13 protein-coding genes are annotated in these 16,898 nt (G+C 63.2%); 4 read left to right on the top strand and 9 right to left on the bottom strand.

Features of this window, described 5'->3' with window-relative positions; translation table 11 throughout:
* Nucleotides 1–57: 57 nt before the first annotated feature.
* Both folE and ACL2XN_RS26260 read right to left on the bottom strand, forming a co-directional pair.
* Nucleotides 58–723, bottom strand: coding sequence for a GTP cyclohydrolase I FolE (gene folE, locus ACL2XN_RS26265; RefSeq protein ID WP_162368522.1), 666 nt, complete (start codon nt 721–723; stop codon nt 58–60).
* Between the two features lie 156 nt (nt 724–879).
* Nucleotides 880–2,004: a YbfB/YjiJ family MFS transporter gene (locus ACL2XN_RS26260; RefSeq protein ID WP_410014318.1), complete on the bottom strand. Its 1,125-nt coding sequence runs from the start codon at nt 2,002–2,004 to the stop codon at nt 880–882.
* A 102-nt stretch (nt 2,005–2,106) separates the two neighbouring features.
* Between ACL2XN_RS26260 and ptrR the strand changes: the two genes are divergently transcribed.
* The gene (gene ptrR / locus ACL2XN_RS26255; protein ID WP_413729782.1) at nt 2,107–3,021 is read left to right on the top strand and encodes a putrescine utilization regulator PtrR; all 915 of its coding nucleotides are present in this window, start codon (nt 2,107–2,109) and stop codon (nt 3,019–3,021) included.
* Entirely contained in the window at nt 3,021–3,869 is an 849-nt protein-coding gene (gene fghA, locus ACL2XN_RS26250; protein ID WP_413729781.1) for an S-formylglutathione hydrolase, read from the top strand. Before ptrR ends, fghA begins: the two co-directional genes overlap by 1 nt.
* A gap of 117 nt (nt 3,870–3,986) precedes the next feature.
* On the opposite strand, the gene ACL2XN_RS26245 is transcribed toward fghA, so the two are convergent.
* The 3 genes from ACL2XN_RS26245 to yieE form a co-directional block, all read right to left on the bottom strand.
* Nucleotides 3,987–5,084, bottom strand: a complete 1,098-nt coding sequence (locus ACL2XN_RS26245) for an oxidoreductase (RefSeq protein ID WP_413729780.1) — start codon at nt 5,082–5,084, stop codon at nt 3,987–3,989.
* A gap of 234 nt (nt 5,085–5,318) precedes the next feature.
* A complete protein-coding gene (locus ACL2XN_RS26240; protein WP_413729779.1) occupies nt 5,319–6,842 on the bottom strand; it encodes an amino acid permease in 1,524 nt (507 codons plus the stop codon).
* Between the two features lie 187 nt (nt 6,843–7,029).
* Complete coding sequence (yieE, locus tag ACL2XN_RS26235; RefSeq protein WP_413729778.1) at nt 7,030–7,914, bottom strand: DNA-binding transcriptional regulator YeiE; 885 nt, start codon at nt 7,912–7,914, stop codon at nt 7,030–7,032.
* A gap of 125 nt (nt 7,915–8,039) precedes the next feature.
* On the opposite strand from yieE, the gene ACL2XN_RS26230 reads away from it, so the two are divergent.
* Nucleotides 8,040–9,113 carry a YeiH family protein gene (locus ACL2XN_RS26230; RefSeq protein WP_413729777.1) on the top strand — a complete coding sequence of 358 codons (1,074 nt, stop codon included), beginning with the start codon at nt 8,040–8,042 and terminating at the stop codon, nt 9,111–9,113.
* A gap of 74 nt (nt 9,114–9,187) precedes the next feature.
* Complete coding sequence (gene nfo / locus ACL2XN_RS26225) at nt 9,188–10,045, top strand: deoxyribonuclease IV (protein ID WP_413729776.1); 858 nt, start codon at nt 9,188–9,190, stop codon at nt 10,043–10,045.
* Nucleotides 10,046–10,119: 74 nt separating this feature from the next.
* Here the strand turns inward: nfo and narI are convergent, their stop codons facing one another.
* From narI to ACL2XN_RS26205, 4 genes are read right to left on the bottom strand one after another with little or no spacing between them, the layout of a single operon-like run.
* Nucleotides 10,120–10,797, bottom strand: a complete 678-nt coding sequence (gene narI, locus ACL2XN_RS26220) for a respiratory nitrate reductase subunit gamma (RefSeq protein WP_410014310.1) — start codon at nt 10,795–10,797, stop codon at nt 10,120–10,122.
* Between the two features lie 2 nt (nt 10,798–10,799).
* Nucleotides 10,800–11,585, bottom strand: coding sequence for a nitrate reductase molybdenum cofactor assembly chaperone (gene narJ, locus ACL2XN_RS26215; RefSeq protein ID WP_413727985.1), 786 nt, complete (start codon nt 11,583–11,585; stop codon nt 10,800–10,802).
* Nucleotides 11,578–13,119, bottom strand: coding sequence for a nitrate reductase subunit beta (narH, locus tag ACL2XN_RS26210; RefSeq protein WP_413729774.1), 1,542 nt, complete (start codon nt 13,117–13,119; stop codon nt 11,578–11,580). The genes narJ and narH overlap by 8 nt, the downstream gene beginning before the upstream one ends.
* Nucleotides 13,116–16,898, bottom strand: coding sequence for a nitrate reductase subunit alpha (locus ACL2XN_RS26205; protein WP_413729773.1), 3,783 nt, complete (start codon nt 16,896–16,898; stop codon nt 13,116–13,118). The genes narH and ACL2XN_RS26205 overlap by 4 nt, the downstream gene beginning before the upstream one ends.

Genomic DNA, 16,898 nt, shown 5'->3' with positions numbered 1-16,898 from the left:
GGGCAACCTCTTTTATCAGGCGGCGCGCACCGCGCCGTAACACATATCAGCGCCGCATCAGCCGTTGTGGTGGCGTACGGCCCGTAAAAATTCCTGGCGCGTATTCTGGCTGGATTTAAACAATCCGCCCAGGGACGTGGTGGTGGTGGCGCTGGTGGCGTCGCGGATGCCGCGCGCTTTCACGCAGTAATGCACCGCGTCGATGGACACCGCCACGTTCAGGGTGCCGAGCAGGGTTTGCAGCGCCACCAGGATTTGCTGCGTCAGACGCTCCTGCACCTGCGGGCGCTGGGCGAAAAACTGCACGATGCGGTTGATTTTGGATAAGCCAATCACGCTGTCCTTCGGGATATAGGCCACGGTGGCCTTGCCGTCGATAATCACGAAGTGGTGTTCGCAGGTGCTGGTCAGGGTGATATCCCGTACCGTGACCATTTCATCCACCTTCATCTTGTTTTGAATCAGGGTGATTTTGGGGAAATTGGCGTAATCCAGGCCGGAAAAAATTTCATCAACGTACATCTTGGCAATCCGGTGCGGCGTTTCCGCCAGGCTGTCGTCGGATAAATCCAGGTTAAGCAGGTTCATTATGGCGGTCATGTGCTCGGCAATCTGCCGTTTGCGGGTTTCCCCGTCCAGCACTTCCCCGCGCAGGGGCGTTTCGAGGCCGCGCGTCATTAAGGCTTCATGCACCAATGCGGCTTCTGTTGTCAGCGATAGCATACTTTTTCTTCTCCGGCAGGCCTGGCTGCTCTTGATCTCATCACGTCAAGATGCGCCCCCACTCTAGTAGAGAGCGCCGCGTTTATCCAGTGAATGTGTTGCATGCGCCATGAAATTTTTACCGGCTTTACCGCATCGCCGCCTGTGACTAACCGTTCAGGGCTGACGCCATGCCAGCGCGCCCGCGAGCGCCAGGGCGGCCACCGCCGTCATCAGCGCCGGCTCCAGCCGGCCGGTCAGGCTGCTGGCCAGCGCGGAAAGCATGGGGCCGATAAGCTGCCCGACCGCGTAGCCGCAGGTGAGCAGGCCGGTCATGAAGCGCATATGATCCGGCGCCTGGCGGCGGGAGCAGACCAGCGTCAATTGCACCACGCTCAAAAAGCCGCCGCCGGTGAGCACCGCGCCCGCCATCAGGCCGGCGACGCCGGGCATGGCGATCATCAGGCCGACGCCGAGCGTTTGCGCCCAGAGGGTCAGCGCCAGCCGCTGGCCGGCGCGCAGGCGATGGCGCGTCAGAATGCCGACCCCAATGCCCGCCATGCTGGCGGCGCCGAACACCGGCCAGATCCAGTGGCCGGTCTCGCTGCCGGGAAACCGCGCGGCCGCCATCTGCGCCAGAAAGGTGGCCGGCAGGATATAACCGAAACCCGCCAGGGAGTAGCTCCAGACCAGGCTTTTCAGCCGTGGCGTCAGCGCCGGCCTGGCGGCGTCCGGGCCCTGGCGCGTCAGCGCGCCGCCTCTGGGCAGATGCGCGCTGATAAGCGCCACCAGCAGCAGCGCCGTAACGCCATAGACCAGCCAGGCGCCCGCGGCGTGGATATCCAGGCGATGCATGACCAGCGCCAGCAGGCCGCTGACCATGATGCCGGCGCCGGGACCGGCGAACACCGCGGCACTGAGCGCCGGGCGACGTAGTTGTACCAGCCGGTCGCCGGTCCAGGCCGCCACCAGCACCATTGCCCATCCGCTGGCCGCGCCCGCCAGCAAACGCAGCAGGCAGTGCGCAAGCAGGCTGTGGGTAACGGCGCAGAGCAGCGTGATGGCCACCGTCCCCCACAGCCCAAGCCACAGCCGTATTTCCAGCCCCCTGCCCGCGCGCATGGCGTCATAAGCGCCCACCAGGTAGCCCAGGTAATTACAGGCCGCCACCACCCCCGCCCCGGTAAGGGTTAACTGCCCCGCGCTTATCATCAGCGGTACCTGCGGCGTAAAGGCGAAACGGCCGATACCCATCGCCACCAACAGTGCCAGAAAGCCGCTCAGGGCCACTTTTATCGCCATACCTTCTCCACAAGAAATATTCATCTTGCCAATAGCATGCACGATCACTAAACTCACGAAAAATGAATAATCAAGACCAACTTACTGACAAATCGAGAACATATGGATCTGACCCAGCTGAAAATGTTCTGCGCCGCCGCCGATACCGGTTCGCTGGCGCGCGCCGCCGAGCAGTTGCATCGCGTGCCGTCCAACCTGACCACCCGGCTGCGGCAGCTGGAGCGGGAATTGGGAACCGATCTGTTTATCCGCGAAAAACAGCGCCTGCGGCTCTCGCCCATGGGGCATAATTTCCTGGGCTACGCCACGCGGATCCTGGCGCTGAGCGAAGAGGCCATCAGCATGACCCACGCCGGGGAACCGACGGGCAATTTTGCCCTCGGCTCCATGGAAAGCACGGCGGCCATCCGCCTGCCCGCGCTGCTGGCCACCTATCATCAGCGTTTTCCCCGGGTGTCGTTGTCGCTGGTGACCGGATCCTCGGGGGAGCTGGTGGACGGCGTGCGCGCCGGCACCCTGGCCGCCGCCCTGGTGGACGGTCCGGTGAACTATGCTGAAATAGAAGGTTGCTACAGCTTCGCCGAGACGCTGGTATTGATTGCCGCGCTCGATCAGCCGCCGATCGACAGCCCGGCGGAGATTGCCGGCAAGACGTTGTTCGCCTTTCGCCCCAGCTGTTCTTACCGCCGGCGCTTTGAAGCGTGGTTTGCACAGCAGGGCGTGGCGCCCGGTCCGATCCTGGAAATTCAGTCGTATCATACCATGCTGGCCTGCGTCGCCAGCGGCGCCGGCGTAGCCATGCTGCCGCTGACGGTGCTGCGTCAATTACCGGATCGGCGGCGGGTGTCGGTGCATGAACTGCCGGCGCCCACCGCCGATGTGGCGACGTGGCTTATCTGGCGCGCCGATGCGTTCAGCCCCAACGTGGCGGCGCTGAAAAAACTGATTATCGAGCAATACCCGCCCGCGCCCGGGAACGGGTGTGCGGTTAACGATGTGGTCCTGGAGAATATGTGATGGATGCGATGCCTGAGTGTATTGATGAGCACCGGCTGTTCGGCGGCCGGCAATGCCGTTTTCGCCATCGTGCGGCGAGTACCGGCGGCCTGATGACCTATAGCCTGTTCGTGCCGCACGCCGATCGGCACGCGGCGCCGCCGCATATGGTGTTCTGGCTGTCGGGACTGACCTGCAGCGATGAGAATTTTTCGCAGAAAAGCGGCGCCCAGCGGGTGGCCGCCGAGCTGAACCTGTTGCTGGTGATGCCGGATACCAGCCCCCGAGGCGCGGATGTGCCGGATGACGAGGCGTATGATCTGGGCCAGGGCGCGGGGTTTTACGTTAACGCCACTCGGCAACCCTGGGCCGGGCAATTCCGGATGTTTGATTATGTGGCCGAAGAGTTGCCGGCGCTGGTGCGACGGCAGTTTGCGGTAAGCGGCCGGCAGGCGATCATGGGGCATTCCATGGGCGGCCACGGCGCGCTGATGCTGGCGTTGCGTTTCCCGGGGCGGTTTAGTTCGGTGTCGGCGTTTGCGCCTATTGTGAATCCGGCGGAGGTGCCCTGGGGGCGCAAGGCGTTTAGCCACTACCTGGGAGATAACGCGCAGGCGTGGCGGGAATACGATAGCTGTGTCCTGCTGGCGGGGGATGCGGCCAGGCCATTGCCGATACTGATAGATCAGGGCGATGCCGATCAGTTTCTGGCGACGCAGCTGCAGCCCGAGAAGTTTGCGGATCTGGCGCGGCGGCGGGACTGGCCGTTAACGTTGCGCATCCAGCCGGGTTATGATCACAGCTATTTTTTCATCGCCAGTTTTATCGAGGATCATCTGCGCTTTCACGCGCTGCATCTTAACCGTTAACGCCCGTCCACTGTGAATCCGCCGACAGCGAGCCTGGCGAAACGGGGGCGTCCGGTGCCCCGAAACGCCGTGGCTGCTTCGGCCTCATAGGCACGCTTTCCCTTTTACCCGCCATGCTTACGCTGCCGCACCGGCGGCGACAGCCTCGACGTCGCGCAGCGCCTGCAGCACAATAGCCTCGTTTAAAGCGATCGGCACCAGATGGATGGATTCTCCCGGCTGGAGCGTGCGGGCAATGAGCTGGCCGACGGCGTCGCGGTCGTTGATATCCACGCGCATGGCCGCCAGCGACGTCGGCAGGCCGAAGCGGCTCCAGGCGGCGCTGAGCGCGCGCAGGACGTCATGTTGTCCCAGCAGGGCGCACTGGACCAGGATGCCGTAGGCGACTTTGGTGCCATGCAAAAAGGACGCGGTGGCGGGCAGCGCCGTTAAGCCGTTATGGACCGCGTGCGCGGCCGCCACCCGCGTGTAGCGTTCGCCCAGGCCGCCCACCATGCCGCCGGCGGCGATAATGGCGTCCACCACATCAAGAAAATCCTGGCTTAGCTCGCCCCGGTCCAGCGCCGTCAGCGCCGCGGCGCTTTGGTTGAGCAGCACATCGCGCGCCGCCAGCGCGGTCTGGAGCCCCAGGCGTACGGTAAGCGGCAGTTTTTCCGGTTCGGCACTGAGCACCACCGCCTCATACCATTTCGCCAGCGTATCGCCGATGCCCGCCAGCAGGTAAGCTTTCGGCGCCGCCAGGATAATGCGCGGCTCCACCAGTACCAGGTGGTTGGCATCGGCGAAGATTTCAAAGCGCAGGGCTTGCCCGGCGTCGTCGTACCAGACCGAGAGCGGCGTCCAGGCGGCGCAGGTGGCGGCGATGGTGGGGATAGCCACCAGCGGGATGCCCAGGCGACGGGCCACCACCTTGGCGGTATCCAGCACCGCCCCGCCGCCGACGCCTATCACCACACGGCGGTCGCCGCCGGCCCGGCGCGCCAGATCCGCAACGTCGCGCTCGCTGCAATGGCCGGCAAAACCGATGCGCACCGCGCCGGGGGCGTCAAAGGACGCCGGCAGGTAGGCGCGCGCCGCCGCCAGCGCCCGTTCGCCGTAAATCCAGACCGCGTTCGCCAGCACGTCCGCAGGATAGAAATGGACCAGCTGTTCGATGGCGCCGGGGTAGGAATAGTAATTATCGGGAGATACCTGTACACGGATTGCGTATGACATGCCTTGGCCTGTATAAAACCGCGCGCCGTGCGAACTGACCTAGCCGACCCGGCCCGCGCTGGAATGGGAAGAATATCTTATTGGGTATCCGGGCAATGGGTAAGCATTTTTTCGGCATATAAAAAGCCAATCGCGCTATAAACCCAGGCCGGCGCGCCGCCCGGGATCACCCGAGGGGACGACGCGCGCGACAGGCCGGGCGGACGGCGGGCGCATCATCCGCCGTCCCGCGGCTCAGCTCTCCGAGCGCAGGGGCGCGGGCGCTGCTGCGGCGTCCTGGCGTTCAGCGGCATCGGGCCGGGCGGGGAAAATCATCTCCCGATAAGGCACCAGGCGCGAGCCGTGGCTCCATTTGTAACCCAGCCAGATAACCAGGAACAGCGGGATGCCGATATAGGTGGCGGTGACGCTGTACCAGTCGATGCGATCCTGTAAAAACGCCTGGTAGTTTTGCCCGAGCGTGATAAGCAGGCACAGCACAAAGGCGAAAATCGGCCCCAGGGGAAAAAAGCCCGAGATATACGGCAGGTCGCTGAGCCGGCGGCCCTGGATGATATACCCTTTACGAAAGCGGTAATGGCTGATGGCGATGCCCAGCCAGGCGATAAAGCCGGTCATGCCGGAGGTATTAAGCAGCCACAGGTAGACCGTCTGGTTGCCGTACATCGAGGTCAGAAAGCACAGGCCGGCCATGATGGTGGTCAAATAGAGCGCGTTGCGCGGCACCCCGCCCCGGGATAACTTGGCGAAGATTTTCGGCGCCTTGCCTTCGCAGGCCAGCATATACAGCATGCGGGTGGAGGCATACATGCCGGAATTGCCGGCCGAAAGCACGGCGGTCAGGATCACCGCGTTCATTACGGCGGCGGCGGAGAGCAAACCGGCGTTGCGGAACACCAGCGTAAACGGACTGACGGTAATATCCTTGACGTCGTTGCGCAGCAGGTTCGGGTCGGTATAGGGGATGATGAGGCTGATAATCAGGATGGCCAGCACGTAGAACAGCAGGATACGCCAGAACACCTGGCGCACCGCGCGCGGAATATTCTTGCCCGGATCGGCGGACTCGCCGGCGGCGACGCCGATAAGCTCGGTGCCCTGGAAAGAGAAACCGACAATCATCGCCACCCCGATCATCGCCGGGAACCCGCCGGCGAAAGGCGCGTCCCCCACCAGCCAGTTATGCCAGCCCGCACCCTCGCCGCCGCGCAGGATACCGGCAATCATCAGTACGCCCACGGCGATAAATATCACCACCGTGACCACTTTGATCAGTGAAAACCAGTATTCCGCCTCGCCGAAGCCCTTGACCGAAATGGCGTTAAGCAAAAACATAATGGCAAGGAATATGGCGCTCCAGATCCAGCCGGGCACCGTGGGGAACCAGTAGTTCATTACCAACTGCGAGGCCACCAGATCGACGGCGATGGTCACCGCCCAGTTGTACCAGTAGTTCCAGCCCAGCGCAAAACCGAACCCTTCCTCGACGTAGCGCGCGCCGTAGGTGGCGAACGAGCCGGACACCGGCATGTAGGCCGCCAGTTCGCCCAGGCTGGTCATCAGGAAATAAACCATCAGGCCTATCAGGATATAGGAGAGCAGCGCGCCGCCGGGACCCGCCTGGGAGATGGTCGCCCCGGAGGCGACAAACAGCCCGGTGCCGATGGAGCCGCCGATGGCGATCATGGTCAGGTGGCGTGCCTTAAGTTCACGCCGCAGGCCCGGCGCGGCCTGGGGTTCGATGCGGTTTTGCAACATGGTTGTTCAGTCTGTCCGTACAAAAATCGAGGGCGGATTGTAACAAATCAGGCGGCGGGGGATAGCGCAACGCGCCGGTTATAAGAGACCTTCATGATCGGCGGGGAATTATAAGCAATACGGCGGAAGATTGCCGCTTTTTGCCGCGGCCGCCGGTCCGGGACGGTGGCGCGACATCGCCGGACGCTTAGCGCGGGAGCATGTCGAACCGGCGGCAGTAGTCCTGGAAACGGGCCAGCGCCTGGGAAAGGTGTTTTTGCCGGTGATGCACCAGGTAAAGCGTGCGCATCAGCGGCGGCAGCGGCAGATCCAGCGTGACCAGGGTGCCGAGCGCCAGCGCCTCCGCCACCACCCGCCGCGACAGGCAACTGATGCCCAGGCCGTGGCGCACCGCGTGCTTGATGGCTTCCGAATTGCCGAGTTCCATGACCGGCAGAAAGCTTGGCAGCCGGGCCAGCAGCAGGTAATCGACGATTTCCCGGGTGCCCGATCCCTGCTCGCGCAGGATCCAGGGCGCGCCGGCCAGCTCCGCCAGCGCCAGCCGGCGTCCCGCCAGCGGATTATCCGGCGCGGCAAACGCCACCAGCTCATCCTGCAGCCAGGGCTGGGTAACCAGATCCGGATTGTGGCTCGGCCCTTCAATCAAGCCCAGGTCGACGCGAAAATCAATGACGGCATTTACCACGTCCTGGCTGTTGCCCACCTGCAGCTCCAGCGAGGTGTCGGGATAATCGCGGCGATAGCCGGCAATCAATTCCGGCAGGATATAGTTGCCGATGGTGCTGCTGGCGAACAGGCGCAGCGCGCCGTTGCCGCCATGGAACAATTGCTCGATTTCCATCACCCGCTCCAGCAGCGCCATCGCCTTGGGATACAGCAGTCGTCCGTGCTCGTTAATCGCCAGCCGTTTGCCCACCCGATCGAACAGCTGCAGGTTCAGCTGGCTTTCCAGCTCGGTCAGCGCCGCGCTGACGGCGGACTGGGACAACGCCAGCGCCAGGGCGGCCTGAATGGTGGAGCCGCTTTTAACCACTTCGGTAAAGACTTCAAGCTGGCGCAGGGTGATATGCATCAGATACGGGTTCCTTGACGTGACGCTTAACCACTAATAACGATAGGTTATAAACATATAATCAATTTCTCTTTTATGCCAGCGCCCATTACCCTGTTTTTATCCGGGAATAGAGGAGCGAAACGATGTTATCCCTGCGCCATGAAAAGTTATTACCCCCGATCCGCCTGGCCGGGCGCCGCCTGTCCGGGCTGTTGCTGGCGGCGGCCATTACCCTGGCGGCCATACGCGCCGGCGACCTGCCCGCCGTTGCCGGCCTGGGGCTTGGCGCACTGACGCTGGCGATACTGGCGGGCATGGTGCTGGGCAATATCATCACGCCGGCCTGGCTTCATCAGTGTGACCCCGGCGTGCAGTTCGCCCGGCAGCGGCTGCTGCGCCTGGGCATTATCCTGTATGGTTTTCGCCTGACTTTCCAGCAAATCGGCGCTGTCGGCGCCACCGGGGTGGTGATTGATGTGCTGATGCTGTCCTCGACCTTTTTGCTGGCCTGCCGGCTGGGATGCCGGGGGCTGGGGCTGGACCGGCAGACCGCCATGCTTATCGGCGCCGGCAGCAGCATCTGCGGCGCGGCGGCGGTGCTGGCCACCGCGCCGGTGCTGAAAGCGGATGCGGATAAAACCGCCGTGGCGGTGGCGACGGTGGTGCTGTTCGGCACCGCCGCCCTCTTTCTCTATCCGGCGCTGTTTGCGCTGAATGCGCATTATCACTGGCTGAGCGTCAGCGCCACCGCCTTCGGTATTTATACCGGTTCCACCCTGCACGAGGTGGCGCAGGTGGTGGCGGCGGGCCATGCCGTCGGTCCGGAGGCGGAAAACGCGGCGGTGATCAGCAAAATGATCCGGGTGATGCTGCTGGCCCCGTTCCTGCTGCTGCTGTCGGCCTGGCTGCGGCGGCGCACGCCAGGGGCCCATGGCCCGGCCGGCGCCCCCCTCGCGTTTCCCTGGTTTGCCCTGGGATTTATCGCGGTGGCCGGCGTGAACTCGTTGCCGCTGTTGCCGCCACGGCTTATCGCGGCCATCACCACCCTGGATACCTGGCTGCTGGCCATGGCAATGGCCGCCCTGGGGCTGACCACGCATATCGGGGCGCTTAAACGCGCCGGGCTGCGGCCGCTGCTGCTGGCGCTGGCGTTGTTTCTCTGGCTGATGGCGGGCGGCGCCCTGGTGAACGCCGCCGTACAGCGCCTGCTGAGCTAAAAGGGATGTTTTTTTCCCTTTCGGGCGTTTTAGCGGCATTATCAGTGCGATAATAACGTCAAAAAGGAGAAGACATGAAGTATATAGGTGCCCATGTAAGCGCGGCGGGCGGCGCGGACCAGGCGGTTATCCGCGCCCACGAACTGGACGCGACGGCGTTTGCGTTATTTACCAAAAACCAGCGGCAATGGAAAGCGGCGGAACTGAGCGACGAGGATTGCGAAAAATTCCGCGCCGCCTGCGCGGAATTTAATTTTTCTCCCGATCAGATCCTGCCCCACGACAGTTACCTGATTAACCTGGGACACCCGGTGGCGGACGCGCTGGAAAAATCCCGCGACGCCTTTATCGACGAACTGACCCGCTGCCAGCAGTTGGGGCTGACGCGGCTGAATTTCCATCCCGGCAGCCATTTACAGCAAATTGACGAGGAAACCTGCCTGGCGCGCATCGCCGAGTCGATTAACATCGCGCTGGAACGCACCCAGGGCGTGACGGCGGTGATCGAGAATACCGCCGGCCAGGGCAGTAACCTGGGGTTTCGCTTTGAACACCTGGCGGCGATTATCGACGGGGTAGAGGATAAAAGCCGCGTGGGCGTGTGCATCGATACCTGCCACGCCTTTGCCGCCGGCTACGATTTACGTACCGAGGATGCCTGCAGCCATACCTTTAGCCAGTTTGAGCATATCGTCGGCTTTTCCTACCTGCGCGGCATGCATCTGAACGACGCCAAAAGCGCGTTCAACAGCCGGGTGGATCGCCATCACAGCCTGGGGGAAGGCAATATCGGCAAAACCGCGTTCGAGTGGATCATGGCCGATCAGCGCTTTAACGCTATCCCGATGATCCTGGAGACCGTTGAGCCGGCGATCTGGGCGCAGGAAATCGCCTGGCTGAAATCCCTGGACCCGGATCGGCGCGAAGCCTAACGGTCCCGGCCGGCGATCGGCAATGCGCGGCGCCGGACCGCACAAGCCCGGGCGCCGGCACCGGCGAAGTTGCGTTAGCGCCGGTTGCGCACCACCTGGTAGCGCCGCGTCAGGTATTCCACCGGCGCGCTCCAGATATGCACCAGCCGGCAGAACGGAAACAGCACGAACAGCGTCATGCCTAGGATCATATGCAGCCGGTAGATAACCGCCACGCCCTCAAGGTGCGCCGACGCGCCGGGGTGGAAAGTGACCACCGCCTGCGCCCAGCCCACCAGCTTCATCATCTCCGCACCGTCCATATGCCTGCCGGATACCGGAATGGTGAGCAGCCCGAGGATCACCTGGACCACCAGCAGGGTCAGGATCAGGATATCCCCGACGCTCGAGGTGGCGCGGATGCGCGGATTAAGCAACCGGCGTTTTAATAGCAGGCCCCCGCCCACCAGGGTCAGGATGCCGCAAACGCCCCCCGCCCCCATCGCCATTTTCTGCTTTAGCGCTACGGACAAAAACGGCTCATAGACCCAGTGCGGCGTCAGCAGGCCGAACAGATGACCGAAAAAAATACCCAGGATGCCGATATGGAACAGATTGGACGCCAGGCGCATCCCTTTTTTATCCAGCATCTGGCTGGAGCCGGCGCGCCAGCTGTACTGGCCATAATCGTAGCGCAGCCAGCTGCCGGCCAGGAAGATGGTGCCGGCTACATAGGGATAGATATCAAAAAAGAACAGATTGAGAAACGACATGGCTAGTCTCCTTTCTTATCGGTGGCGCGCCGGGGCGCGTCAACCGCGGCGCCGCTGTGCGCGCGGCCGCGGGCCGGGCCGGGAGCGGCGCTGAAATCACTGCTCAGGTACTGCGGGATCACCGCGCCGGCAAACCGGCGCTGATGGCGGACCTGTTCGCCGGAGGCGCAGTCCGGCGGGGCGAGGAATTTGACCTGTTCCTCCTCCCAGACCGCGTCCAGCGCCGCCGGGGTATCGTCCCGCGCCTCAAGGGCGACGTTGTTATCCAGGCTGGCGCCGCGCAACTCGCTGCCGGAGATCGCCAGCAGCATGTCGAACAGCAGGGCATAATGGTTAGACCGCGCCCGCAGCCGGGCGCCGAGCAGCGCCAGGATGGGCGCGATATCCGCCAGACCCTCGCGGCCCGCCGCCTGGTCGCGGCTGGAGAGATATTCCAAATAGAGCGGCAGGAAATCAGGCAGTTCGCGGCTGTCCAGCGCCAGGCCGGCCGCCCGGTACTGCGCCAGCAAATCCACCATCGCCTGGCCGCGATCGCGCGATTCGCCGTGCACATGCTCGAAGAGCAGCAGCGAGGTGGCGCGGCCGCGATCGAACAGGCCGCAGTAAGCCTCCTGCGCGTCGAGCAGCGGTTGGGCGCAAAAATCGCCGATAAACCCGATCAGGCGGGCCGCCTGCCGCAGGGTTAATTCCCCGGCGCCGCCCAACGCCGCGATCAGTTCCTCCCGCGCGGCCCAAAGGGGCTCGTCCGGATAATCCAATAAACGTCCGATAATCTTCAGGCTAATCATGGGGGGTGCCGCCGGTTTTTACGCTGACGTCGATGGCGTCGATGCGCTTGCTGTTAAACAGATTAAAACGGGTATTGCTGCCGTGGCAGCCGTCGCCGAAGCTGAAACCGCAACCCTTGCTTTCCGGGAACGCGTCGCGGGCCAGCTCGCGGTGGCTAGAGGGGATGACAAAGCGGTCCTCATAGTTGGCGATGGCCAGGTAGCGGTACATTTCCCGCGCCTGGGCCTCGGACAGGCCGACCTGCTCCAGCGCGCTGGTGTCCACCCGGCCCTCCACCGTTTCGGCGCGCTTATAGTGGCGCATCGCCAGCAGGCGGCGCAGCGCCAGCAGCACCGGAGCGGTATCGCCGGCGGTGAGCAGGTTGGCCAGGTACTGCACCGGGATGCGCAGGCTTTCCACGTCCGGCAGCACGCCGCTGTGCGGTAAGGCGCCCGCGTCGTCGGCGGACTGGATGGGCGACAGCGGCGGCACGTACCAGACCATCGGCAGCGTGCGGTATTCCGGATGCAGCGGCAGCGCCAGCTTCCAGTCTATGGCCAGCTTATAGACCGGTGATTTCTGCGCCGCCTCGATCACCCCCTGGGGAATACCGTCCGCCAACGCCTGCGCCACCACCGCCGGATCCTGCGGGTCGAGGAAGATATCCAGCTGGCTTTGGTAGAGATCCCGCTCCTGCTCGGCGGCGGCGGCCTGTTCTATCCGATCGGCGTCGTACAGCAGCACGCCCAGGTAGCGGATGCGCCCGACGCAGGTCTCCGAGCAGACGGTCGGCTGGCCGGCCTCGATGCGCGGATAGCAGAAAATGCATTTTTCCGACTTGCCGCTTTTCCAGTTGAAGTAGATTTTTTTATAGGGACAGCCGGTCAGGCACATGCGCCAGCCCCGGCAGCGCTCCTGGTCGATAAGCACGATACCGTCCTCTTCGCGCTTGTAGATGGCCCCGCTCGGGCAGGTGGCCACGCAGGCCGGGTTCAGGCAATGCTCGCACAGGCGCGGCAGGTACATCATAAAGGTGTGTTCAAACTGGCCGTACATGGCCGTTTGCATATGCTCGAAGTTTTTGTCCCTGGCGCGATGCTCGAATTCGCCGCCGAGGATCTCCTCCCAATTGGGGCCGCCGGTGATTTTTTTCATCCGCCGGCCGGTAATCAGCGAACGGGGACGGGCGATGGGCTGGTGTTTGCCCGCCGCCGCGGTGTGCAAATGCTGGTAGTCGTAATCAAAGGGTTCATAATAATCGTCGATTTCCGGCGCGTGGGGATTGGCGAAAATGTTCGCCAATATGCCCACCCTGCCGCCCATGCGCGGCTGCAGCCTGCCGTTGATCTTACGGATCCAGCCGCCCCGCCATTTATCCTGGTCCTCCCAGGCGTGGGGGTAACCTATGCCCGGTTTGCTTTCGACGTTATTGAACCAGGCGTATTCCATGCCTTCGCGGCTGGTCCAGACGTTTTTGCAGGTCACTGAGCAGGTGTGGCAGCCGATACACTTGTCGAGGTTCAGCACCATGCCGACCTGGGAACGGATTTTCATTGTGCTTTCTCCTGCGGGCGGTGGGTGCCGGCGAGCGCATTGCCCTGCGCGTCATCGTTATGTTCGTCGTCCAGCCAGTCGATACGGTCCATTTTGCGCACCACCACGAACTCGTCGCGGTTGGAGCCGACGGTGCCGTAATAATTAAAGCCGTAGGCCAGCTGGGCATAGCCGCCAATCATATGGGTGGGCTTGGGACAGACCCGGGTAACGGAGTTATGGATACCGCCGCGCTGGCCGGTGATTTCCGAGCCGGGAATATTCACGATGCGCTCCTGGGCGTGGTACATCATGGTCATGCCCGCCGGCACGCGCTGGCTGACCACCGCGCGGGCAATCAGCGCCCCGTTGGCGTTGAACGCCTCGATCCAGTCGTTATCGATGATGCCCAGCTCGCGGGCGTCGTCTTCGCTCAGCCAGACAATCGGCCCGCCGCGCGACAGGGTCAGCATCAGCAGGTTGTCGCTGAAGGTGGAGTGAATGCCCCATTTCTGGTGCGGCGTGAGGAAGTTCAGCGCTTTTTCCGGGTTGCCGTTGGGCTTGGCGTTAAGCAGCGGCGCCGCGGCGCGGGTATCAATGGGCGGGCGGTACACCAGCAGGCTTTCGCCAAAGGCGCGCATCCATTCATGATCCTGGTACAGCTGCTGGCGGCCGGAGAGCGTGCGCCAGGGGATAAGCTCATGCACATTGGTATAACCGGCGCTGTAGGAGACATGCTCATCCTCCAGCCCGGACCAGGTGGGGCTGCTGATAATCTTGCGCGGCTGGGCCTGCACGTCGCGAAAACGGATTTTCTCGTCTTCCTTGTTCAGCGCCAGATGACGGTGATCGCGCCCGGTCATGACGCCCAGCGCCGCCCAGGCTTTTACCGCCACCTGGCCGTTGGTCTCCGGCGCCAGCGATAAAATCACCTCGGCGGCGTCGATGGCGGTATTGATATTGGGACGGCCGGCGGCGGCCCCCGTGGTTTTGGTCAGGTTGAGTTTTTTCAGGAAATCAATTTCCACCTGGGTGTTCCAGCCGATGCCTTTACCGCCGTTGCCAAGCTTGTCCAGCAACGGTCCAAGGGAGGTAAAACGCTCATAGGTATTCGGGTAATCCCGTTCCACCACCATGATATGCGGCGCGGTTTTGCCGGGGATCAGCTCGCATTCCCCTTTTTTCCAGTCCTCCACGCCCAGCGGCTGGGCCAGTTCGGCGGCGGAATCATGCTGGATAGGCAGGGTCACCACGTCGGTCTCCAGGCCCAGGTGCCCCTGGCAGACGCGCGAAAACGCCGCGGCGATGCCTTTATAGATCTCCCAGTCGCTTTTCGAATCCCAGGCCGGGTCCACCGCCGCCGACAGCGGATGGATAAAGGGATGCATATCGGACGTATTCAGATCGTCTTTTTCATACCAGGTGGCGGTGGGCAGCACGATATCGGAATACAGGCAGGTGCTGGACATGCGGAAATCCAGGGTCACCACCAGATCCAGTTTGCCTTCGCCGCCCTGCTCCCGCCATTCCACTTCTTCCGGCATAACGCCGCCCTGGCGCCCCAGATCCTCGCCCTGGATACCGTTTTCGGTGCCCAGCAGGTATTTGAGCATATATTCATGGCCCTTGCCCGACGAGCCGAGCAGGTTGGAGCGCCAGACGAACAGGTTGCGCGGGAAATTCTGCGGCGCGTCGGGCTGCTCGGCGGCAAAACGCAGCGCCCCGCTTTTCAGGCCGGCCACGGTATAGTCCACCGGCGACAGGCCGGCATCCCGCGCTTTGGCGGCGATATGCAGCGGATTGACGTCCAGCTGCGGCGCGGAAGGCAGCCAGCCCATGCGCTCGGCGCGCACGTTAAAGTCGATCAGGCTGCCGGTAAAGCGCGCGGGGTCCGCCAGCGGCGACAGCAGTTCCTGCGGCGCCAGGGTTTCATAGCGCCATTGGCTGGAGTGATTATAGAAAAACGAGGTGCTGTTCATATGGCGCGGCGGACGCTGCCAGTCCAGGCCGAACGCCAGCGGCAGCCAGCCGGTCTGCGGCCGCAGCTTTTCCTGACCGACGTAGTGCGCCCAGCCGCCGCCGCTCTGGCCCACGCAGCCGCAGAACACCAGCATATTGATCAGGCCCCGGTAGCTCATGTCCATGTGATACCAGTGATTCAGCCCGGCGCCGACGATAATCATCGAACGGCCGTGGGTTTTATCGGCGTTATCGGCGAATTCGCGCGCGATGCGGGCGATATTGTGCCGCGACACGCCGGTGATCTTCTCCGCCCAGGCCGGGGTATAGGCCTTGATATCGTCGTAATCGCGCGCGCAGTTGTCGTCGCCCAGTCCGCGATCGAGGCCGTAGTTGGCCAGCATTAAATCGTAGATGCTGGTCACCAGCGCCTCGCCGCCGCCGGCAAGCGTAAGGCGCTTGACCGGCAGTTTATGCAACAGGATATCGTTGAGCGGCACCGGGCTGAAATGCTCGCTGGGCGTGCCGCCAAAGTACGGGAACCCCACCTCCACCACCTGGTCGTGGCGGCCCAGCAGGCTGAGCTGTAATTTCACCTCCTGCCCGCTGCCGCCATCGCGCTGCTCCAGGTTCCATTTGCCCTGCTCGCCCCAGCGAAAGCCGATCGCCCCCTGCGGCGCCGTCAGCCCGCCGGTGTTTTCATCAATGGCCACGGTCTTCCACTGCGGGTTATTGTCCTGCCCCAGGCCGTCCACCAAATCGGCGGCGCGCAGCAGGCGGCCGGCGGCGTAAAATCCCTGGGGCCGGGGTTCGAGCAGCACCAGCATCGGCAGGTCGCTGTAGCGCCTGACATAATCGAGGAAATAGCTGCTTTGCCGCTGCAGGTAAAACTCGCGCAAAATCACATGGCCCATCGCCAGCGCCATGGCGCTGTCGGTGCCCTGTTTCGGGCTGAGCCATTGGTCGCACAGCTTGGCGATTTCGGCGTAATCGGGCGTCACCGCCACGGTCTTGGTGCCTTTATAGCGGGCCTCAGTAAAAAAGTGGGCGTCCGGGGTGCGTGTTTGCGGCACGTTGGAGCCCCAGGCGATGATATACGATGAGTTATACCAGTCGGCGGATTCCGGCACGTCGGTTTGCTCGCCCCAGGTCATCGGCGAGGCCGGCGGCAGATCGCAATACCAGTCGTAGAAACTCAGGCAGACGCCGCCTATCAGGGAAAGATAGCGCGCGCCGGCGGCATAGGAAATCATCGACATGGCCGGGATCGGCGAAAAACCGATAATGCGATCCGGGCCATAGGTCTTGGCGGTATAGACATTGGCGGCGGCGATCAGCTCATTCACCTCGGCCCAGCTGGAGCGGATAAAGCCGCCGCGTCCGCGCGCCTGCTTATAGGCCCGGGTGGCCGCCGCGTCGCTCATGATGGCGGCCCAGGCGTCCACGGGATCGGCGTGCCGCGCGCGGGCTTCGCGCCAAAGGGTGAGCAGCAGCTTGCGCATCAGCGGATACTTCAGCCGGTTGGCGCTGTAGAGGTACCAGGAATAGCTTGCTCCCCGGGGACAGCCGCGCGGCTCATGGTTCGGCAGGTCCGGGCGGGTGCGCGGATAATCGGTCTGCTGGGTTTCCCAGGTGACCAGCCCGCTTTTGACATAAATTTTCCAGCTGCATGAACCGGTGCAGTTTACCCCATGGGTGGAGCGCACGATCTTGTCATGCTGCCAGCGGCTGCGGTAGCCTTCCTCCCAGTCGCGATTGGTGTTCATCGCCTGGCCGTGCCCGTCGGCAAAGGTCTGGTCCAGCTGTTTGAAATAACGGAACCGGTCGAGAAAATGGCTCAT

The sequence above is a fragment of the Sodalis sp. RH22 genome (assembly GCF_047324165.1).
Lineage (GTDB): Bacteria > Pseudomonadota > Gammaproteobacteria > Enterobacterales > Enterobacteriaceae > Acerihabitans.
This window is presented reverse-complemented; position numbering and strand designations above follow the sequence as displayed.